This is a genomic window from Yersinia sp. 1652 StPb PI (assembly GCF_041538345.1).
In the GTDB taxonomy this organism is placed as follows: domain Bacteria; phylum Pseudomonadota; class Gammaproteobacteria; order Enterobacterales; family Enterobacteriaceae; genus Yersinia; species Yersinia enterocolitica_E.
In genome coordinates this window covers 631045-653096 of record NZ_JAULSM010000001.1, presented here as the reverse complement: position 1 = coordinate 653096, position 22052 = coordinate 631045, and the positions used below count along the sequence as shown (strand labels likewise).

Genomic DNA, 22052 nt, shown 5'->3' with positions numbered 1-22052 from the left:
CAAGTACAGAAATCCCTCCCGCACTTGCCTGGGATACTATTAAATATCGATAAAAATTAACGAATACTTAATTTATATCTTATTTGCAGTTAGCAATGTTGGTAGCTGTAGCAGTACGGCTAGTTACTTTACCGTGCTTGTCAGTACAAGTAGTAATAGCCTGGCAAGTCAAAGTAGTACTACCTGACAGCCACTCATAAGTATCTTTACAAGTTACACCAGTACCGCCAACGATTGTATTTGCTTCAGCCATGTTCATTTTTTTCATGAGAAAAATCCTTAAAGGAAAATAAAAATTTATAGCCTATTATCTAATAGCCCATTGAAGTATGCGTTTTTAATTTCAGGTTTTATTGCCAACACCCCATTAATCTAACGCAGTGAATTTATACTATATTAATGCAATACATTACAACCAAAATACAACATTTATTTAATTTAAACCAATATATAAATAAATGCCACGGGAGCCCGCCGCTATAATTAAATAACAGTAAAGCAACCCAAGTTGTGAATATAAAAGTAGCGAATTTAAAACGCTATTTTATATTCACAATAATCATGTACTCAGCCAATGAGTACATATAATTTTGTATTTAGAGGTAGGACATAATAACCACCCCACTACCACTAAACGTACCCGCATCAGGTAATCCCACCGAATGAAGTGTTGATTCAATCAGGAAACCTGTCTGCCCAACGGGGGCGGTGACTGTGACACCACTGGACAAGTCTTGACCTGACACTTTTAATGTTGAAGTCAGTTTACCGTTTTGTCCAAGATTGATACTTTTGCCACCTACCAGTGTCAATATCACCGATGTGCTAACCGTACATTTGATATTTAATGGCTCACTTTTTATTGCACCATCAACATTTTGCTGATTAAGTGAACCATAATTGATATAGACATCACCGGTGATTTCACAGGTTTCCGGGGTCGGTGGAACAGCGCCACAATAAGAGCCGGGAATAACCCTACCACTGGTATTACCATCATTCGAACCTTGCCAATACATCACACCAAAGCAGCTACCAGCCGCACGCAATGGGTCAGGTGTCACAGTACTCCAACTTCCCGACACCCCATTTTTAGCAATAAAGGCTGCTCTCATCACCTCTGCCGTTGCCCCTTGAGAAACAATAACTCGCGTCAAGGCATTGGATGGGTTACCACATATTTCAGCATTGGCCGCCGTCGAGTAGTGACATATCGCCACAGAACAAGATGCAGCAGTACAAAGTGTCCCCTGCATTTCTTCGCTCGGCCAAGAGAATGTCCCTTGGTATTGTTGCCCTACCCGCGTTTGTGTCGAAACCCAGGCACTGGCCTGACTATAAAGCGGAAATAAAAACAGTACGCAAGCAATTAGCCAGCAATATTTATGACTTAGTCGCATATTAGGCTTTGTCATTCGTTTAAGTTCCATTGTCTCTATCCGCATATCGGCATTTAAGCTGTTGATAATGAGTTTCAGCGTTAACATATTCGTATTGAAATAAGATTAGAGGGGAGATCCCATTAATAATATTGCAGATTAAATGTTGCGACCGCATTGAACTCACCGCGCTTAATAGTACGTTGAGATATCGCCTCGGGTTCACCCCGAACATAAGCTTTCAAGGTAATAACGTTATTACCTGTATCAAGTGCAATATCGTCACTCGACTGATTCAGATACAGAGGTGTCCCCGCCATTGTTTCAAGACCAATGGCGATTCCAACATCACTGCCATCAACCGCCAATAACCCTGGTAAATTAACACTATCATTACCAGTAAATACAATGTTGGCTGTCGTACCTAAGCTGATATCGCAATCGACCAGATGTAGTTGAAACTGTTTGCCTGATGTACGCTGATTCGAATACAGATATTTATCGACGATAGTGCCAAAATTCAAACTAATAGCTTCATCACCGGGACGAATAGTGCAAGGCTCTGCGACCAAGGCGCCATGAAAACGCATATTGTCAGCGGCCGATACCGGTATCATCCAAAATAAATTCAGAATTAGAATACTTAAAATAGCTCGCCCACGGCGCATCAGCAGATTTAAATTAGTCATCATTTGATCCTATTGATAATCCACTAATAAAGTAGCGGTAGCCTCAAAACTTCCTTCACTTAATGTTGCCCCAGCAGCTTTAACAGGTACAGCCTTAAGTACCGGTGGGTTATTTTTGTCATAAGCAACACGGGTATTAAGTGCAAAAGGAACACCGTTTTTCAGTAAACGAATACCCAGATCCTGAACATCGGTTTGTATCGCTGCGGGGTCAAATGTAGTAACCGATGCACTGACAATCGTTAGACCTAATTCCAAACTGCTACTGGTTGTTTCGCAGGTCATGCTGTAAGGCACATCCTGGGTATAATTAATACCATCAATCTTGTTCACGCCCAGATTTTCCCCGAAAGGCACATCTATCGTATTTCCCCCATTAATCACACAAGGGGCGGGGTTAATTAATGTCCCCGTGAACAATACGTCATCCGCATACACCAGCGTGCTACTCAGTGTCAGTACCACCGCAATGGAACAACGCGATATCAGTGATCCGTTTTTCATTACTGATACTCCACAACCATGGTCGCTGTACCGTAAAAATCTCCCGCGCTCAACGTTGCACCGGGTTGTTTGACCGGTACGGCCTTCAGCACCGGGATAGTCGGATAGGAAAAGGTGAAAGCACTATTCAGTGACAATGCTTGATCATTACGTAGCAATTTGATCCCCAGCGCCGAATTATTCGTGCTCAAGACACTGGAATCAAAACCCGCACCGTTTCCTTTAATTGTCATTTTCAGCGCATTGGATACCGCCCCAGTACAATTCAATGTATAGGTCACCGGCTGCATATACTGAGTGCCATCAACCCGCGAAGTCAGAACATCATTGCCAAAACCGACAAGGATAGTGCCGGTATTGTTAATCACGCAGGGTGGAGGATTAATTAATGTGCCGGAGAACAGCATGTTGTCCGCATAGGCCAACGTACTGCCGAGAGTCAGTACCACCGCAATGGAACAGCGTGAAATCAGTGAGTTAATTTTCATTACTGGTACTCCACAACCAGGGTCGCTGTGCCGGAAAAATAACCCGTGCTCAACGTTGCATTTGTTTGTTTAACCGGTACCGCCTGCAATACAGGAACATTCGGATAAGTAAAGTTGGATGCCGTATTCAGTGGGAATGACTGCCCATTACGTATCAACTTGATCCCCAGACCTGAATTACTCGTTTTCAAGACACTGGTATCAAAATTTGCCCCATTACCATTAATGCTTAATTTCAGTGCATTAGAGGCGGCCGAAGTACAGTTCAACGTATAATTCACCGGCTGCATGTAGTTGCTACCATCAATATTTGATGTCAGGACGGTATCGCCAAAATTAACGTTGATAGTGTTGTTACTGTTAATCTCGCAAGGCGGTGCGGCAAAAATAGTGACTGAGACATTGACTGTCGCAGACTTATTTAATGCCCATGCTGAGCTACTAAACAACATAGTCATCACTGCGGCCGCTGTCCCTACGATGGCTGTCATCCCAAAGATGGACGTCATGGCCCGCCGGGTAACTATTCCCTTACAAACAACAGTCATCCCATATTCCTTATTCATCGTTCAGCCTGACACCCGCCCAGTATTCTTCTTATGCAGCGCCCTGAAATACACCGTTACTTGATGCTTTCAACCACAGAACACGTGCTCCCCGAACAGCTAAAGATCAGCTTGGGACGACCGCCAAAATCATTGACATAAGTTAGTACCGGTTTGCTGCCCAATGCGGCGGCACTGACATCCAACATGCTTTGCGCTTTTGGTGCGATCATCAGCGGCTTGAAGTCGGCTGCTGTTTTCCCGGCTTTGCCGTCACTGGCATCGACCAACGTGATGTAATACGGCGTTGGGTTATTAACCTGATAACGATCACCCTGACGAGTCAGCTGTAACTTCTCTTGCCAAGGTGTCGACATATCAGCCTTTTGTGGCACGATGCCAACTGGGCGGTAGAAAAGTTTGATACGCGTTTGCAGTGCAATCTGCAAAGTATTGGGCTTGTCCGACCGCGGTGGAATTTCACGCAGGTTAAAATAGAACAAGGTTTCCCGGTCTTGCGCCAACTGACTCACCGCAGGCAAGCTTTGTATTTTTAACTGACTCATCGCGCCAGGCTCTACTCGCTGAACCGGTGGAACTACCGTCAACGGTGAATTGATTTTGTTACCCTGCTCATCTTCAATCCATCCCTGCGCCAGATAAGGTAGCTCCTTATTCTGGTTGCTGATGTTCAAGCTGATCGACTTATCGCCGCCATTAAGAATCGCCCGGGTTCTGTCCAGTGCAATCGCTGCTGTTGCTTGCTGAGCCATAAGTGCCGTCACCAAAATCGCGGTGATACGCAGTTTGTTATTCAATTTCATTACCTTTTCCTTCGAATTAATCTTGTCAGAACCTGGTGGCGCCGATCGTTTTCACTTAGCTGAACGGGCGGTTACCCGCAGGTTCATTACCAAACCTTTCTACTGCGACACCGGAGGTTTATCCCCCGTCGCTATTGGCTGGCAAGGCAACAGTAGATTCGCCAGTATTGCTGGAGAAAGAGCCTGCGGCAGAGTGATGCTGCATTGCGCCTTCCCATTCCAGTGTACTGACATGGTTTCACCGGCTTTGATCCCACTGAGATAGGTGGAACCGTCGTCGTTAACAATGCCGGTCTCTTGCTGATTTTCATTTAACACGGTGGCCCCAAATGGCGGTGATGTGCCATCTGCCATACGTATCATGGCCATCGCTTTTTCGCCGGAAATCACATTAAAGCGGCGATAACCAATAGCACCTTCAGTCAATGTGACCTGGGCTATGGTTCCTCTGGCTTCAACATCGTCTGCCAGGTTATCGATATCTATACTGGCCCGATTGCGGTAGTAGCTATTCACATCACCGACCACAGCTTTACCAAACTGGTTAGTCTGTATCGATGAGCCATATCCCTGAACCGGAACGCCGGATACCCCTTGGGTATCGAGTAACAAGCGAGTGCCGCCAAGGGTATTAACCCGATGCAAAGCCCCGCCTTCAGGGGTGATAGTTGCCCCGCCCTGAATACCTAAACCAACAGAAGAGTATTGTCCTTCCTGATAGCTGGCGTTGGCATTGATATCCGCACTATTACCTATGTGGTTATAGTTACCACTGACTAGCGCGCCGCTACGTGCTACGCCGGTATTGATCTGGTAGTTGTTGTGAGCATCCAGACGATCGGTATAACCCACTCGCTGACTGTGTTCACGACCACTCACCGTCGCGCTATAACTGATTGTTGCGCTGTTACCAAACGGCATCGACATGGAGAGATACACGCCATCGTCATTGCTTTCGTTATAGCGGTTACGGTAAGCCGAGAAGGTCAAACTGACGTTTTTCACTTTACCGATATCAAAATAACGCGAGAGCGACAGGTTATAGCGGTCATTCGCCGAGCGATCCCAATAGGTCTGATGGCTATAGTTCAGATACGCGCTCAGCCCCAGATCTTGAAATTGCTGGTTGAAGCTGATGGTGTACATCTCTTTATTGCCACCCACGTCATTGTTGCGATAACGCGCATCGAGATATTCAGTCATGCTCATAAAGTTACGTTCAGAGAAGCGATAGCCAGCAAATGTCACCTGACTGCCTGTTTCCTGAAAGTTTTTCGAATAGTTGACTCGGTAAGAGCCGCCACTCAACGTACCTTGCTCGGGTAAATTGGCCCAAGATTGGGTCATATCAACCGATACGGCACCAAATTCCATCAAATCACGGCCAACCCCGATGGATGCCGCTTGATATTCGTTTTCACCACTGATCCCACCACCAAACAATGACCAGCCGCTATTGATCCCCCAGGAGAATTCCCCGGTACCAAATACTGGCCCTTCAGACCGATGTCCGATATCCGAAGGCTTACCGGCAGCCATGCGATAGCGCACCATGCCAGGGCGGGTCAGATAAGGAATACTGGCGGTATTCACTTGGAATTGTTGAACTTGTCCGTCAAGTTCCTCGACCCGCACATCCAGCGTGCCGGAAACAAAACTGTTCAAGTTCTGAATACGGAAAGGACCGGCAGCGACCAGTGTTTCACTCAACACACGCCCTTGCTGACTCACAACAACTCGCGCGTTGGTACGGGCAACACCAGTAATTTCAGGGGCATAGCCACGCAAATTAGGCGGTAACATATTGTCATCGGTCGCCAGACTAGCGCCGCTAAAGCGGAAGCTATCAAAGATGGCGGAGTTCAGAAAATCTTCACCCAACGTCAACTTGGCACCCAAACTCGGGATAGCGCGATAGGCGTAATAGCGGCTCCAATCCCACTGACGCTCAGTCGATGAACCCGATGATTGGTCAACCCGCGTTTGCCAATCAGCACGGAATCGCCAGGCACCCAAGTTAGCGCCGGTGGTCCCGTTCCCGCTTAACGTGTTGTTATTGGTATTGTTCGTTTCCTGGCGGTTCAATTGCCCTAACAAGTTGTAATCGAACAGCACACCGGGAATACCATCCTCCCAACGAGAAGGAGGATCCCAATCGGGTTCGCTGTATTCCAGCCAGGCTTGCGGCACACTCAGGTGCAGTGCTGACTTCGCCAAATCACCTTCCACGGTCAGACCGGGTAAGCTGCTGATATCGAGACACTCCCCATCACGCGACCAGGTCAGCTTTTGGAAGCTGTCTTCTTTCAATGCCAGCAACTCAATTAACTGGGGTGTTAAACACGCCTCACTTTTATTAGGATCTTTTTCTGAGACGTAGAACACAACCGGCTGTTCGCTGAGCTCCTGCTTATTCATACTAACCAATAAGTTATAGTGCCCAGGCATGATGTAGCCGCGTTGGGAGAACTGACTCAGGTCAAAATTAGCGCGATCCTTGGTATCCAGCACATCGGTATTAAACTGAATATCATCACGGGCTTGCGCTCCATAAGCATTGCCACTTAATGCAACTGCAATCAAAATTCGCAATAAATCACGACGGGCAAAACCGGAGGTGATGGAACGAGCGGATACCATGGGATATGTCACCTTACTCATTGAAATCAGTAATAATCCAATTTGAAACGAACGCTAGAATGATAAGTTCCAGCACGCAGTGTCTTACCATTGCCCACTAACCGCAGGGCATAATTGAGTTTCATATCAGCAGGAATTATATTGATCTCCGGTGATGCCACCCCTGGCGTCGAAACATTGCCTTTATCATCAATAATTTGCATTGCCACTCCTTCGGCTTCACCATTAACCGCAAAATTATTACCGTCCGCGGCACCGTCAAATGTCACAACAAAATGCTGCTGGTTCGACTTATCTGGATCAGGGTGAGCTATCGTGCAATGCAACAACCGAATCTCAAACGGGTGTTCATCCCCTGCGCCGTTCTGAACCAATTTACCAATAGGCAAAATCGCCATATCGATGGTCTGTTCCAAGCTCCCGGGATCTATCGCACAAGCAGTATCAGTAATACTTCCTTCCATACTCACGCGGCCCCAGGCTGTTTTCATGGGATCTGCCGTTACCGGTAAGCTCAGCAATGACGCCATCAGTAAGGAAGGAAGCACTATCAAAAAAAATGACCTGAACATAAATCACCTAACTCATCCAATACGTATCTTTCTCAAGAGAAAAAGACATGCGGAAAAATCCGCATGTCCAATTAGAAAAGGGTGACTTATTGGTAAGCCAGGGTGAAATCAGCAACGCTTGAGAAGTTGCCTGGTTTGATAGCGTCAGATGCAGTGCTACCTTGCAGGTAAGCAGAGAATGCCAGGGTGTTGTTACCAGTAACCAGAGTCTGCTCAGCAGTTGCTTGGCCCAGAGTAATAACGGTACCTGAACCATCAACGATAGCGATACCAGCGCCTTCAGCTACACCAGTAATGCCCAGCAGGCCAGGTACTGCTGCTGATTCTGCACCGCCGAAAGTGGTGGTTACAGATTGCAGAGTAGTGATGTCACAGTTTTCCAGTTTGATTTTGAAATCTTGTGCAGTTGATTTGCCGCCATTCTGCAGTGCCACGTTAGAGATCTGGCCCATTTCAACAGTCTGTGCATCTGAACCTGCTGCGATTGAGCAAGGTGCATCAATGATTGAACCATTGAAAGTCACAGTACCGTGGCCTTGATCAGCAGCGTTAGCCATAGAAGCAAAACCTAATACCAGAGCAGCAGCCAAGACAGTTTTATTCAGTTTCATTACGTGATTCCTTTATACACAATTAAAATTTAATACGCTGATTTGCTTTGAAAAAATCAAAGTAAATACCGCGTAAAAGTTGTTTTAAAATACAAATGTATGTTGCTTCTTGCCATTAAAATACCAAAGGACAAGCTGAGAACTGCACAGAGCCATAAAGTCAATATGTAGGCATTGGTAACACCTGCACATTAATAAAAAATTTAAATAACGTTTAAAGCCCTTATTTTGTTCGAGGCAGATAATACAAATATAGACATCTAGTTGATAGTCATTTAATTCAAATAGCTATAATTCAGAGTGTTTAACTTAATTGATTACAGTAACGAAATAAAATCGATAAGATTGATCGATAAACATTACACCCTCGACATATATCACTCCCAAAATAAGCATCCCGACACATTTGATCGCTAAAGAGCGATTTTTCAAAATTAATGATTGCTTATTTCATGACCCAATCTATAATCGACATTAAATCCTTAACATTTCAGCCTAAGAAGCAGAAAAACCTTAGTAATAACGGTATAAATACCCGAGAACCCTTTGATTCCTTCTTAGATTAGCTTGGTTTTTTTATATGTTAAATCTCAACAAAACCCACAAAAAATAAAGCAACAACTTGATTTTAAAGGTTTTTATTTAATTACTTAAAATATCATTTATTTCACATGTAAATTAATAACCCTATTTTCCTTATGTAGCAAAAATGACAAAAAGTTAAATCCTGAGCGTAAGATACTGGGTGATAAAATACAGAATATAAAAACATATAAAAAGGAATGAGAACACAACCACGTTAATGTAAGAACAATTACCGCGAATGTAGGAAATATCCACAAAATATGTAGGAAGCACTGATTAGAAATAAAGAATATAGGAAGTTTAAAGTTATACATTCTCAACATATAAACTTAATAGGGTAAATAACAATGAAACCGAAGAATCAGAGAAAAGAAGAAGTGATGGGTATCCTGGAGGACCACTGTAATTCGTTAATGGAGCAGTTTACTGAGTCGCCACCACCTGTTATCAATTGGCCAAAAACCAGAGAACTTGCCGATAAAGCGCACCTGGATATTTATACGGCAAGATTAGTATTAATGAAGCTAGTAGAGGAAGACAGGGCCAGAATGTCAGAAACCAAAGTGATGAACTCATTACGCTGGTTTGTTACTCAGCCAGAAAAAAAATGAAACGGCCATCATCTTAGGGTAAAGACATTATTTTTCAACGAGATAGATTCGAATAGCGATAAAGAGTCAGCTTTAATTGCTGCCAGACACTATCCCATTGAGCTGTTATAACCCCAATATTGGACAATTAGTTAACCTGTTTCCGTACAACAGGATGTTAGCTATATATGTAACTTGTTGATAGAAAAATGAAACTTTGTTTACCCCCATCTATAAGACCCACTCTTTCAGTACCAGTGCTCAACCTTGTTGTTATGGCGCTGATGTCCATTACCTTTGTCACCATGATGCACTATGAAATCAACCGAGGAGGGGCTGGGCTTCATCTTCCTGCCAATATAGTCATCTGGGCCATGATGGCACTGCTGACAATAACACTCTATTTACCCCATACTGAAGCCACTCAGCGTGTAAATTCTCCTGGCCGTTTGTGGCTGCTGTTTGGCGCCTTGATGATAAGCCTGCCGGGGCTATTTCCTGCCTCATTACAGCATGTCGTTGCCTGGTTACCGCGGATTTTAGGCCTGTGGGGTGGGATAATACTGCTACTGGGGTTGTTCCGCCTGAAACTGAATGTAGCCCTGCGACAGAGATGGCTGGTGATCATCCTCTTGTCGGCCTGGGGGCAAGCTGTGCTGACTCTGTTGCAATTTTTTGTTTTTACATCCGATAATTGGATGGAATTTGATAGTGCACAGCGGCCTTATGGCATATTCCAGCAAACCAATGTACTGGCCAGTTACCTGGCAACCGGTTATAGCATTGCAATCTATCTGTTTATGTTATCAAGCAACCGGGCCGTTCGAGGCATCAGCACACTTACCCTGCTGCTATTCCCAGGCTTATTGGTGCTGTTGCAATCAAGGATAGGTTGGGTTGGCGGGATAACAACTTTGCTATTACTGTCGCTATATTACTGGCGTCAGCGACAGATAGCCTGGGTGTGGCTGAGTAGCCTGCTAAGTTTACTGGTCGCCGTTTATCTGTTGGAACAGATGAATATCGGTATGCATGTATCCAAAGATGCCAGCAACACCGAGCGCTGGCTGATACTGCAATATACCTGGCAGATGATACAGCAGCACCCATGGCAGGGTTGGGGATATGGTAGCTTTGAGTCAAGTTTTGCCCATGAATTGGCGCAGCACTGGCGGGTACCGACTTACTTAACTTATCCTTCCCACCCTCATAATGAAGTACTTTATGGTTGGGTTGAGGGTGGCATTGCCGCACTGATCGGGATGTTGCTATTGGCTATCGGCTATGTGAAGCCACTCTTAATGCAACCAAAAACCATTTTCCCTCTGTGGGTTCTCACGTTGCCGATCGCGTTGCATTTGATGACGGAGTTCCCTCTTTATCAATCAGCAGCCCACTGGCTGGTGCTGATTTTACTTGGCCGCCTAATGGTCACAGAAGATATGCTGCAACCCACCACATCGAAGTCAACTCGCTGGCAACGCTGGCTGCACACTGCCGTGATTTTATCGGCGCTATGCACACTGGTGTTTATGGTGACAGGCTTTAAAACTGGCCGGGTACTCACACTGGCCGAGAGAAGTGGCTTGGTTAACATGCAGCCTTTAGATAGCCTGACCAATCCCTATATCCAGTGGGAAAGGTATCAATACATAAGAAATGTTAATCTATTATTGCAATTTAACCAGCATCCAGACCCCATGTTATTGCGCCAATTTAGGGTATGGGCCGAGCAGTATATTCAATTACACAATGATCCGAATGTTTATCAAAGTCTGATCATGATTGCTCGGTATCAGAAGGAAACAGCTTACGCCGACCAGTTGTACCAAACTGCTCGCGCTTTATTCCCCGCCAACCCGGCCTTTCAATAGCGCCGACCTTATCAGCAATCACAAATCACCTGGCCCCTAAATCAAGGGGCTTATTACACCGTTTGCGGGCAGCCTCGAGTTTTACCTATGTCAGTTTTGGGGCTGCTGGGCTAGTATATCGGCTGGAAAAAGGACTTGATGAATGGTTGTAATTACATCCCCTTCTGTTTCAAGCTCATAGCTTATTTTTATCGGCTGTTGTGCCGGCATTGATGGCGAGATTTCCGTGTTAACCGTAAAATCATGTGATAGCTAACGATAATAATAAAAATCACAATTAACTTTAAATTCAATGGACTATAAATCATAACCACATGAATAATACCGATAAACTCGATTCTCACACCCCGATGATGCAGCAGTATCTTCGGCTCAAGGCCCAGCATCCTGACATTCTATTGTTCTACCGGATGGGGGATTTTTACGAACTGTTCTACAGTGATGCCAAGCGAGCTTCACAGCTACTGGATATCTCACTCACTAAACGCGGAGCCTCCGCTGGTGAGCCTATTCCGATGGCTGGGGTACCTTATCATTCGATAGAAAACTATCTGGCGAAGCTGGTCCAGTTAGGTGAATCTGCCGCAATTTGCGAGCAAATCGGTGATCCCGCCACCAGTAAAGGGCCAGTTGAGCGTAAAGTAGTGCGTATCGTGACACCAGGTACTGTCAGTGATGAAGCTCTGCTACAAGAACGTCAGGATAATCTGCTGGCGGCTATCTGGCAGGATGCGCGCGGTTTTGGCTATGCGACGTTAGATATCAGTTCCGGTCGCTTTAGGGTTGCGGAACCCGCAGATCTTGAAACCATGGCTGCCGAGTTGCAGCGAACGCATCCCGCAGAGTTACTTTACCCAGAAAACTTTGAGCAGATGTCGTTGATAGAACACCGGCATGGCTTGCGCCGCCGTCCATTATGGGAGTTTGAGCTAGAAACCGCCCGTCAGCAGCTTAATCTGCAATTCGGCACCCGTGATTTAATCGGGTTTGGTGTAGAGCAGGCCCATCAGGCACTGCGCGCTGCGGGTTGCCTACTGCAATATGTCAAAGATACCCAACGTACCTCTCTACCCCATATCCGCGGTTTAACCATGGAGCGCCAGCAAGATGGCATTGTGATGGATGCCGCGACCCGTCGTAACCTTGAACTGACTCAGAACCTGTCTGGTGGGTCTGAAAATACGTTAGCTGCTATTCTCGATTGCAGTGTGACCGCAATGGGCAGTCGTATGTTGAAACGCTGGCTGCATATGCCGGTGCGCGATATCAAGGTATTAAGCGATCGCCAACAAGCAATCGGCGGCTTGCAAGATATCACCGCCGAACTGCAAACGCCGTTGCGTCAGGTAGGCGACTTAGAACGTATTCTGGCTCGTTTGGCGCTGCGCACTGCGCGCCCAAGAGATTTAGCGCGGATGCGCCATGCTTTCCAGCAATTGCCGGAGATTCACCGTCTACTGCAATCGGTGGATGTTCCCCACGTGCAAAATTTGCTGTCACAAGTCGGTCAGTTTGATGAATTACAGGATCTGTTGGTACGGGCAATTGTAGAAGCACCGCCAGTGTTAGTACGTGATGGTGGTGTCATTGCGCCGGGTTATAATGCTGAACTAGATGAATGGCGAGCTCTGGCCGATGGTGCTACCGATTATCTGGATCGGCTGGAGATCCGTGAGCGTGAAAAGCTGGGCCTGGATACACTGAAGGTCGGTTTTAATGGCGTCCACGGCTATTACATTCAGGTAAGTCGTGGTCAGAGCCACTTGGTTCCGATTCATTATGTCCGTAGACAAACCCTGAAGAATGCTGAGCGCTATATCATTCCAGAACTGAAAGAGTATGAAGACAAGGTTCTGACCTCTAAAGGCAAAGCGCTGGCGATTGAAAAAGGGTTATATGAAGAGATTTTCGATCTTCTGTTGCCACATCTGCCTGAATTGCAAATCAGTGCTAATGCGTTGGCGGAACTGGATGTACTGGCGAATCTGGCTGAAAGAGCGGAAACACTCAACTACAACTGCCCAACCCTGAGTGATAAACCGGGGATTAAAATTACTGCTGGCCGCCACCCGGTCGTCGAGCAGGTTCTCAGTGAGCCCTTTATTTCTAACCCGCTGACGTTATCACCTCAGCGGCGGATGCTGATCATTACCGGCCCGAATATGGGGGGTAAAAGTACCTATATGCGCCAAACAGCCTTAATAGTTTTGTTGGCACACATGGGGAGTTATGTTCCGGCGGAAAGCGCTATCATTGGCCCGGTTGATCGCATATTTACCCGCGTAGGTGCCGCTGACGATCTGGCTTCAGGCCGCTCCACCTTCATGGTCGAAATGACGGAAACAGCCAATATCCTGCATAACGCCACGGAGCAAAGTCTGGTGCTGATGGATGAGATTGGTCGCGGTACATCCACTTATGATGGCCTTTCATTGGCCTGGGCTTGTGCTGAAAATCTGGCGAGCCGTATTAAAGCGATGACGCTGTTCGCCACTCATTACTTTGAGTTAACCACCCTACCGGAAAAAATGGAAGGTGTGGTAAACGTCCACCTTGATGCTCTGGAACATGGCGAAACTATCGCCTTCATGCACAGTGTGCAGGATGGGGCAGCCAGTAAAAGTTATGGTCTGGCAGTCGCAGCCCTGGCCGGTGTACCACGTGATGTGATTAAGCGGGCACGGCAAAAACTGAAAGAGCTGGAGTCCCTGTCTAATAATGCCGCAGCCAGTAAGATTGATGGCTCACAACTGACGTTGTTAAATGAAGAGACACCACCTGCGGTTGAAGCATTGGAAACACTGGATCCAGACTCACTATCACCACGTCAGGCATTGGAATGGATTTATCGCCTGAAGAATATGGTGTAAACGGGCATAAAAAAACGGTGAACATCTGTTCACCGTTTTTGTGTTTTATAAGAATAACTATCTATACCCTAACTATTTCGTGTTGCAGAAAGGCGGGTAAATTTATTCACGGAACAACGCCTCAATGCTCAAGCCTTGTGTTTGCAAAATTTCCCGCAAACGACGTAAGCCTTCAACCTGAATCTGGCGGACACGCTCACGCGTCAAACCAATTTCACGGCCAACATCTTCCAGCGTTGCTGCTTCATATCCTAAAAGACCAAAACGACGGGCCAGCACTTCGCGCTGTTTAGCATTCAATTCAAACAGCCATTTAACGATACTTTGCTTCATATCGTCATCTTGCGTTGTATCTTCTGGACCATTTTCATTTTCGTCGGACAGAATATCTAACAAGGCTTTCTCTGAGTCGCCGCCTAACGGTGTATCAACAGAAGTGATACGTTCGTTCAGACGTAACATACGGCTCACGTCATCAACCGGTTTGTCGAGTTGCTCAGCAATCTCTTCAGCGCTCGGTTCATGGTCCAATTTATGAGAAAGTTCTCGTGCAGTACGCAAATAAACGTTTAATTCTTTAACGATATGGATAGGTAAACGGATGGTCCGGGTTTGGTTCATTATCGCCCGTTCAATCGTTTGACGAATCCACCAAGTGGCATAAGTGGAGAAACGGAAACCGCGTTCAGGATCAAATTTTTCCACCGCCCGAATAAGACCGAGGTTTCCCTCTTCAATCAAATCCAGCAGTGCTAAACCGCGATTACTGTAACGGCGGGCGATCTTCACCACCAACCGCAAGTTACTTTCAATCATACGCCGACGTGAAGGCACATCACCGCGCAATGCACGCCGGGCAAAATAAACCTCTTCTTCTGCGGTTAACAGCGGCGAATAACCAATCTCACCAAGATAGAGCTGCGTCGCGTCCAGCACTCGCTGGGTAACACCTTGCGCCAACAGCTCATCTTCTGCTAACTCGCTTTCAGTAGGTTCATCCTCTACTAATGCTTTTTCGTCGAAAATTTCAGTTTCCGTACTGTTTTCATCAAAATCAGCATCTTCATGCAACTCGTTAACTTTCAGCGTATTTTGGCTCATATGCTGCTCCTACCCGTGAATCCGGCGAGCAGAATACAGCGTATTCTGCCCAATCTATCGCTGCGGAAGGTAACGCAGCGGGTTTACGGATTTCCCCTTGTAACGAATTTCAAAATGCAATCTAACTGAACTGGTTCCGGTGCTACCCATGGTTGCTATTTTTTGACCCGCCTTCACTTCTTCTTGTTCCCGGACCAGCATTGTATCGTTATGAGCGTAGGCGCTCAGGTAATCATCATTATGTTTGATGATAATAAGATTACCGTAACCACGCAGTGCGTTCCCAGCATACACAACTCGCCCGTTTGCTGTAGCGAAGATGGGTTGCCCACGAGAACCGGCGATATCTATCCCTTTATTGCCCCCTTCGGAAGCCGAGAAGCTATCGATCGTTTTACCTTCAGTTGGCCATTTCCAGCTACTGACTGGACCACCATTACTGGTTGGATCACTGATGGTACTGCTTGGCGCGGTAACAGGTGCGGTTGTAGCGACAACTGCCCCTGACGCTGGTAACATTTTACCAACATTCTGTTTACCCGAGTTTCCAGAATACGCGCTAGTTGATTGAGAATCAACCGTTGTAGTTGTGTTCTGAATATTTGCCGGCGGTTTTGTCATTCCACCTGATGTGGCATCGGTCGCGGCTAACATTCCACCACCCGACCCATTACCCAACTGGATAGATTGTCCAACATTCAGGCTATATGGCTCAGCAATATTGTTTTTTGCTGCCAGGTCACGGAAGTCATTCCCGGTTATCCAGGCAATATAAAACAGCGTGTCACCACGCTTAACGGTATAGGTATTACCGTTGTAACTTCCTTTGGGGATACTGTTGTAACTACGGTTATAAACGATGCGGCTACCGGAACTATTCGTATCCGAGCCACTTAGCATGGTCCCTGAACGATCACCGCCAACACTGCTGATTGGCGCAGATGTTGAGGAGTCATTACTACAACCTACCAACCATAAACTCATAACCGTACATGCCGCTACCCGGCGTAATGTAATCATTGGGCTTCCCGTGCTCATGCTTCCCCCATGACAGCAATAATAAGCGATATATCCAAAATACCTTTTACACTGTAGTTAAAGTGGTCAGTTAACGACTGTTAAAACGCCATGCCGAATACGACTATTCCACTCATTTTCGAGTATTAAAAGGTTCCACAGCGCAGGCAAGACACATGCTGACTCGCACTGAAGAAACAAGATACAGAAGCGCGCATGCTATCAATACCGCGCCTGCCATACCATAAAATTTATATTACTGATTTTCGGCCAATCTTTAGCACAAAAAAACTGCACTTCGACTTTAGTTAAAGATTAAGACTGAAATATACCCTAAATAATTCAAGTTGCAGGAAGGCGGCAATTGAGCGCAGCCAACGCACATGCAGCTTGAAGTATGATGGGTCTAAAGGCATTTATTCAGGCCAATTCACCTTTAACCAAAGGAACAAAACGCACGGCCTCTACCGTCTCAATTTGGAATTCATTGTTACGGCGTTGCACACATTTCAAGGTTTGAGCCTGCTCCCCAACGGGAAGAACTAATATCCCACCTTCATCCAATTGTTCAAGTAAGGCACTTGGAATTTCTGGCGGAGCTGCTGTGACAATGATCGCATCAAATGGCCCGCGTGATGCCCAACCTAACCAGCCATCACCATGGCGGGTAGAGACATTATGCAGATCCAGTTGCTTTAGGCGACGTTTTGCCTGCCACTGTAACCCTTTGATTCGTTCAACTGAACAGACATGTTCGACTAAATGCGCCAAAATTGCGGTCTGATAGCCAGAACCGGTACCTATCTCTAATACCCGAGAAGTCGGTGTCAATTGCAACAATTCGGTCATCCGTGCCACCATGTACGGCTGAGAAATAGTTTGCCCTGAACCTATAGGTAGAGCTGTATTCTCATATGCCTTATGGGACAACGCCTCATCAACAAAACGCTCGCGCGGCACCGCTTCGATCGCTTGTAACAAGCGCTCGTCGTGAATACCTTGCTGACGTAACAGCATCAACAATGTCTGCATGCGTTTATTTACCATTCCTCGTCACCCTAGGTGTTTTAACCAGTAATGTTGGCTAACCAGTTTTCAACCACGTCTTGCGCCGCATAGGCGGTTAAATCAACTTGAAGTGGTGTTATAGAAACATAACCTTGTTCAATCGCAGCAAAATCAGTGTCCGGTGCTACATCAAATTTCTCCCCCGGCGGTCCAATCCAATAGAGATCTTGCCCCCGTGGGTCCTGCTGACAAAATACCTGCTCTGCTGGATGGCGACTACCACAACGTGTAACTCGAATACCTTTAATTTCAGATAAGGGTAAGTCAGGTACATTAATATTAAGTATCTTACCGGTACGCAACGGCTTTTGTTGTAAAGCACGCAATAAACGGCAAGTGACTGCTGCTGCCGTAGCATAATGCTGATGACCGTTGAGTGACACCGCCAGAGCAGGAAAGCCTAAATGCCGCCCTTCCATTGCGGCGGCCACCGTGCCGGAATAGATAACATCATCCCCCAGGTTCGGGCCTGCGTTGATACCGGAAACCACAATGTCAGGCCGGGGGCGCATTAACGCATTTACCCCGAGATAGACACAATCTGTCGGAGTACCTTGCTGCACGGCAATATCGCCATTGGATAATGTGGTAATGCGTAATGCACAGTCCAAAGTCAGTGCATTGGAAGAACCGCTGCGATTACGATCTGGGGCGACGATTTGTACCTGCGCAAACTCGCGCAATGCAGCGGCGAGCGCTTGTATCCCTGGCGCAGAAATACCGTCGTCGTTACTCAGCAATATCCGCAGCATCGGCATTATCCTGATTCATTATTTCTCTTACCACACTGGTGGCAAAACTGCCCGCGGGTAGCCAGAAGCTGAGTTCAAGGGTTACGTCATCCCACCAGCTCCACACCATATTCTGTGGCTTTAGCAGTACAGCCCGGCGAGCAGCCTCAACACGTTCACGCTTAATCAACGCCAGTAATTCACTTTGATCCGCGATACATGACTGCTCAAAAGCCAATGCTTCGTCCTGCGTTCCCAGTTCGCCGTCGCCTGGCAGTGGGGCCGTCACATTCAATTCACCCGCATCAACACGCTGCTGTAACGCCACCAATTCATCAGCACTGGCCACAAACCAACTGCCACGACCAGATAACTGTAAAGCATCGCCTGTCAGCACCGTGGTTACTTGCTGTTGCGCCAGACGGCAACTGCTAATCAGGTTGAACATCGCACTACGGCTAGCGGACAAGTAAAAGCTGCGTTTACTGCGCTCTTTGACCCGAATCTCATTATTCGCCCACAGACGAGCCTGCACCAGATTATTACCACCACGGCCAAACCGTTGGCTGCCAAAATAGTTGGGCACTCCCTGTGCGGCAATCTGCTGCAACCGTTGTTCTACATCCTGACGATCAGTGATATGACGCAACACCAGGGTAAAAGCATTGCCTTTCAGTGAACCGATACGCAGCTTACGTTTCTGCCGCACTGCTTCCAGCACTTCACACCCTTCCAGCTCGAACGTAGCGAGATCTGGTGCTTCTTTGCCCGGTAGGTGCAAGCAGAACCACTGCTCTGTGACTGCGTGGCGATCTTTCAAACCCGCATAGCTTACTAAACGCGGATGAAGCTTGGCAAAACGCGCCAGATAGTCAGCAACAAATTGCGTATTACAGCCATTTTTGCGAATACGGATCAGCAAATGTTCGCCTTCACCATCAGGTTCAAAGCCTAAGTCCTCAACCACCACAAAATCTTCGGGATTGGCTTTTAAAATGCCACTCGCTTTGGGTTTGCCGTGCAGCCAGGTTAGATTTTCCATGTCCATCGTTATGCCTTAACCCTGTTATGCTTTAACCAAAAGCGCCACGGCTTCACATGCAATACCTTCACCACGGCCAGTAAAACCAAGTTGTTCCGTGGTGGTGGCTTTTACGTTGATATCATCCATATGACATTGTAGGTCTTCCGCCAAATGCACGCGCATTTGCGGGATATGGGGGGCCATTTTAGGTGCCTGGGCAATAATGGTAATGTCCAGATTACCCAGCCGGTAGCCTTTCGCCAGAATACGGCGATAAGCTTCACGCAGCAAAGCACGGCTATCAGCACCTTTAAATGCCGGATCGGTATCAGGGAATAATTTGCCGATATCCCCTAACGCAGCCGCCCCCAATATTGCATCGGTAGCAGCATGTAATGCGACATCACCGTCGGAATGTGCCAATAGGCCCATCTCATATGGGATACGCACACCGCCGATAATAAGTGGGCCAGCTCCGCCAAATTTATGAACATCGAAACCATGACCAATTCGCATTAATTGCACTCCTTATAATGCCTTTATTACTTGAGGTTGCAGCAGCATTAGCCGCTGTTACTCACCAGAATCACAATGACTGGGCCAGGCCTGCTGGAATTTACTGGCGGCAACACCCATTAGTTGGGCTATTGACGTTGGGTTAAATAAAACTCGGCCAAGGCCAGATCTTCAGGGCGCGTCACTTTGATATTATCCGAACGACCAGACACTAATATCGGATGATAGCCGCAATGTTCTAATGCAGAAGCTTCATCAGTGACCACCGCCCCTTCGCGCAAGGCGCGGGCCAAGCATGTTTTTAATAACTCAAGCGGGAAAAGTTGAGGTGTCAGGGCATGCCACAACGCTTGACGATCTACAGTATGGGCAATGGCTGGATGATCGCCAATTTGGACAACGGCCTCACTGCGCTTCATGGTGTCACGTACTGGTGCTGCCAGAATGCCCCCGACATGGCTATGGTCGATAATCGACAGCAACCTTTCAAGGTCATCGAGATGTAAACAAGGACGAGCCGCATCATGGACCAGCACCCATTCAGTCTGCCCTGCACATTGTAAGCCCGCCATCACCGAATCAGCCCGCTGCTCACCACCGTGAACAAGCGTGATCCGCGGGTCCTGCGCAATAGGTAACGTTGAAAACTGCGTGTCCTGCGGATGTATTGCCACAATAATCCGCTGAACGCGTGGATGCCGAAGCAAAGAAAAAATAGCATGTTCAATGATTGTCTTGCCTGCCACAGTTAAATACTGTTTAGGGCAATCAGCCTGCATACGGCTGCCAATACCTGCAGCCGGTAATACCGCAATGACGTCAGGAAGGGAAACTGCAAAATTACTCATTATTTATTATTGCGCGTTATTGGACGACGAAGGGATACCCGCATTACGTCTGGATTGGTCAGGAACCAGACGATAGAAACTTTCGCCAGGCTTGATCATGCCCAGTTCGTTACGTGCGCGTTCTTCGATAGCCTCTTGACCACCATTTAAATCATCAATTTCAGCAAATAGCTGATCGTTCCGAGCTTTAAGTTTGCCGTTATTGGCCTCTTGCAGCGCCACGTCATCCTTAACCCGAACAAAATCATGAACACCATTCTTGCCCAACCACAGTGAATACTGTAGCCAGCCAAGTAAAATCAGCAATAGTAGTGTAAGTTTTCCCATTCCCGCCCCCTGAAAAACTGCCTAATCATCCCACAACTTTTCGTCGGACTCCACTCTGTGAAGGAAATAGGTCATAAAGCTCAGATTAAGGATGATTTCCGGCAAAAATACCATGCAAATCTACAAAATGTCATTAATTGCTGGTTTTGAGTGCGCGGTAAGCCCTGCTGTCACTACCTCTTATTGCCCCCTGCAAATCATGCAGAGATAAACACTGCAAAAACTGTTTTTGGCATTAGCTTATACCAACACTCAAGTTAAAAATGCATATTTAATCTCGCCTAAAACAAATAAACCCCATTACAGTTGAGTTTATAGGTATAAAAGTTTATTTTTATGCACTCAAACTGCATAAATAAAAAATTTACCTTAACTCGTTGCTACTTTTACCGGGAGATTCACATGTTTAAACGTTTAATGCTGGTCGGAACTTGTCTGGCCGCCGTATTGTCTGCGGGTAGCGTTGTTGCAGCCGAGCCGACTTATGTTGTCGGTTCCGGTGGTACCTACCGCCCATTTGAGTATGAAAATAGCCAAAAACAACTGGAAGGTTTTGATATAGATATCATCAAAGCTATCGGTAAAGCTGAAGGTTTTCAGGTCAAATTGGTGAATACGCCGTGGGAAGGGATTTTTGCCACATTAGGCTCCGGTGATCGCGATATCATCATTTCGGGTATCACCATTACGGATAAACGTAAACAAATGGTTGATTTTTCAGATCCTTATTTCCCTGCCGAACAAACTATCGTCGTGGCTAAAGGCTCTAAAGTTGATTCCATTGCGGCACTGAAAGATCTGAATGTTGGCGTGGTGAACTCAAGCACCGGCGACATCGTGGTATCCGATGTTCTGGGTAAAAACAGCACTGCGATCAAACGCTTTGATAACACGCCACTGATGCTGCAAGAACTCTACGAAGATGGCATCGCTGCCGCCGTAGGTGATGTAGGTGTCGCCAAGTTCTACCTGAAAACCCACCCGGAAAAAGCCTTTGAACTGGTTTCCGATACCAAGTTTGAGCGCCAATATTTCGGTATTGCGGTGGCGAAAGGTAATGAAGAATTACGCACCAAAATCAACAGTGGTTTACAGAAAATCATTGCTGACGGCACTTACGCCAAAATCTATGAAAAATGGTTTGATGCACAGGTACCAACACTGCCAGCCGCAACCCAGCCAGCAAAATAACCCTTTCTTATATACGCCACCGCTGCGTGAATGCGCGGTGGCTTGATTGACCGGATCA

The 22052-nt window shown here is 46.7% G+C and carries 22 protein-coding genes; 4 read left to right on the top strand and 18 right to left on the bottom strand.

The genetic code is table 11. From position 1 onward, the window contains the following. Positions 1-79: 79 nt before the first annotated feature. The 10 genes from Q2T71_RS02925 to Q2T71_RS02880 form a co-directional block, all read right to left on the bottom strand. Positions 80-268 (bottom strand): DUF4762 family protein, encoded by a 189-nt coding sequence (locus Q2T71_RS02925; protein ID WP_372558073.1) that lies wholly within the window; start codon positions 266-268, stop codon positions 80-82. A gap of 328 nt (positions 269-596) precedes the next feature. Continuing rightward, positions 597-1430: an exotoxin gene (locus Q2T71_RS02920; protein ID WP_372558072.1), complete on the bottom strand. Its 834-nt coding sequence runs from the start codon at positions 1428-1430 to the stop codon at positions 597-599. A 92-nt stretch (positions 1431-1522) separates the two neighbouring features. Then, entirely contained in the window at positions 1523-2068 is a 546-nt protein-coding gene (locus tag Q2T71_RS02915; protein WP_083160367.1) for a fimbrial protein, read from the bottom strand. A 9-nt stretch (positions 2069-2077) separates the two neighbouring features. Next, positions 2078-2572, bottom strand: coding sequence for a fimbrial protein (locus Q2T71_RS02910; protein ID WP_372558071.1), 495 nt, complete (start codon positions 2570-2572; stop codon positions 2078-2080). Then, positions 2572-3060 (bottom strand): fimbrial protein, encoded by a 489-nt coding sequence (locus Q2T71_RS02905; RefSeq protein ID WP_083160371.1) that lies wholly within the window; start codon positions 3058-3060, stop codon positions 2572-2574. Before Q2T71_RS02905 ends, Q2T71_RS02910 begins: the two co-directional genes overlap by 1 nt. Beyond that, on the bottom strand, positions 3060-3608 hold the full coding sequence (locus Q2T71_RS02900; RefSeq protein WP_372559826.1) for a fimbrial protein: 549 nt from the start codon (positions 3606-3608) through the stop codon (positions 3060-3062). Before Q2T71_RS02900 ends, Q2T71_RS02905 begins: the two co-directional genes overlap by 1 nt. A gap of 74 nt (positions 3609-3682) precedes the next feature. Beyond that, on the bottom strand, positions 3683-4429 hold the full coding sequence (locus Q2T71_RS02895; protein WP_372558070.1) for a fimbria/pilus periplasmic chaperone: 747 nt from the start codon (positions 4427-4429) through the stop codon (positions 3683-3685). A gap of 99 nt (positions 4430-4528) precedes the next feature. Continuing rightward, positions 4529-7069 (bottom strand): outer membrane usher protein, encoded by a 2541-nt coding sequence (locus Q2T71_RS02890; RefSeq protein WP_372558069.1) that lies wholly within the window; start codon positions 7067-7069, stop codon positions 4529-4531. Between the two features lie 26 nt (positions 7070-7095). Continuing rightward, positions 7096-7599 (bottom strand): fimbrial protein, encoded by a 504-nt coding sequence (locus tag Q2T71_RS02885; RefSeq protein WP_372559825.1) that lies wholly within the window; start codon positions 7597-7599, stop codon positions 7096-7098. A gap of 128 nt (positions 7600-7727) precedes the next feature. After that, a complete protein-coding gene (locus Q2T71_RS02880; protein WP_372558068.1) occupies positions 7728-8252 on the bottom strand; it encodes a fimbrial protein in 525 nt (174 codons plus the stop codon). Positions 8253-9184: 932 nt separating this feature from the next. Between Q2T71_RS02880 and Q2T71_RS02875 the strand changes: the two genes are divergently transcribed. The 3 genes from Q2T71_RS02875 to mutS all read left to right on the top strand — a co-directional run bounded on the left by Q2T71_RS02875 (position 9185) and on the right by mutS (position 14171). Beyond that, positions 9185-9448, top strand: a complete 264-nt coding sequence (locus tag Q2T71_RS02875) for a faeA-like family protein (RefSeq protein WP_083160383.1) — start codon at positions 9185-9187, stop codon at positions 9446-9448. A 263-nt stretch (positions 9449-9711) separates the two neighbouring features. After that, the gene (locus Q2T71_RS02870; protein WP_372558067.1) at positions 9712-11301 is read left to right on the top strand and encodes a Wzy polymerase domain-containing protein; all 1590 of its coding nucleotides are present in this window, start codon (positions 9712-9714) and stop codon (positions 11299-11301) included. A gap of 314 nt (positions 11302-11615) precedes the next feature. After that, positions 11616-14171 (top strand): DNA mismatch repair protein MutS, encoded by a 2556-nt coding sequence (gene mutS, locus Q2T71_RS02865; RefSeq protein ID WP_372558066.1) that lies wholly within the window; start codon positions 11616-11618, stop codon positions 14169-14171. A 102-nt stretch (positions 14172-14273) separates the two neighbouring features. Here the strand turns inward: mutS and rpoS are convergent, their stop codons facing one another. The 8 genes from rpoS to ftsB form a co-directional block, all read right to left on the bottom strand. Continuing rightward, entirely contained in the window at positions 14274-15272 is a 999-nt protein-coding gene (rpoS, locus tag Q2T71_RS02860) for an RNA polymerase sigma factor RpoS (RefSeq protein ID WP_019210991.1), read from the bottom strand. 54 nt (positions 15273-15326) lie between these two features. Beyond that, complete coding sequence (gene nlpD / locus Q2T71_RS02855) at positions 15327-16292, bottom strand: murein hydrolase activator NlpD (protein ID WP_372559824.1); 966 nt, start codon at positions 16290-16292, stop codon at positions 15327-15329. A gap of 417 nt (positions 16293-16709) precedes the next feature. Further along, a complete protein-coding gene (locus Q2T71_RS02850) occupies positions 16710-17336 on the bottom strand; it encodes a protein-L-isoaspartate(D-aspartate) O-methyltransferase (RefSeq protein ID WP_050086457.1) in 627 nt (208 codons plus the stop codon). A 20-nt stretch (positions 17337-17356) separates the two neighbouring features. Then, positions 17357-18109 carry a 5'/3'-nucleotidase SurE gene (surE, locus tag Q2T71_RS02845; protein ID WP_083160391.1) on the bottom strand — a complete coding sequence of 251 codons (753 nt, stop codon included), beginning with the start codon at positions 18107-18109 and terminating at the stop codon, positions 17357-17359. Further along, positions 18087-19136: a tRNA pseudouridine(13) synthase TruD gene (gene truD / locus Q2T71_RS02840; RefSeq protein WP_372558065.1), complete on the bottom strand. Its 1050-nt coding sequence runs from the start codon at positions 19134-19136 to the stop codon at positions 18087-18089. The genes surE and truD overlap by 23 nt, the downstream gene beginning before the upstream one ends. Positions 19137-19154: 18 nt before the next feature. After that, entirely contained in the window at positions 19155-19628 is a 474-nt protein-coding gene (gene ispF, locus Q2T71_RS02835) for a 2-C-methyl-D-erythritol 2,4-cyclodiphosphate synthase (protein ID WP_083160395.1), read from the bottom strand. Positions 19629-19756: 128 nt separating this feature from the next. Then, positions 19757-20476, bottom strand: coding sequence for a 2-C-methyl-D-erythritol 4-phosphate cytidylyltransferase (gene ispD, locus Q2T71_RS02830; RefSeq protein WP_372558064.1), 720 nt, complete (start codon positions 20474-20476; stop codon positions 19757-19759). 6 nt (positions 20477-20482) lie between these two features. Continuing rightward, positions 20483-20803, bottom strand: coding sequence for a cell division protein FtsB (ftsB, locus tag Q2T71_RS02825; protein WP_083160397.1), 321 nt, complete (start codon positions 20801-20803; stop codon positions 20483-20485). 402 nt (positions 20804-21205) lie between these two features. On the opposite strand from ftsB, the gene Q2T71_RS02820 reads away from it, so the two are divergent. Further along, complete coding sequence (locus Q2T71_RS02820; protein ID WP_372558063.1) at positions 21206-21994, top strand: basic amino acid ABC transporter substrate-binding protein; 789 nt, start codon at positions 21206-21208, stop codon at positions 21992-21994. Positions 21995-22052 lie beyond the last annotated feature (58 nt).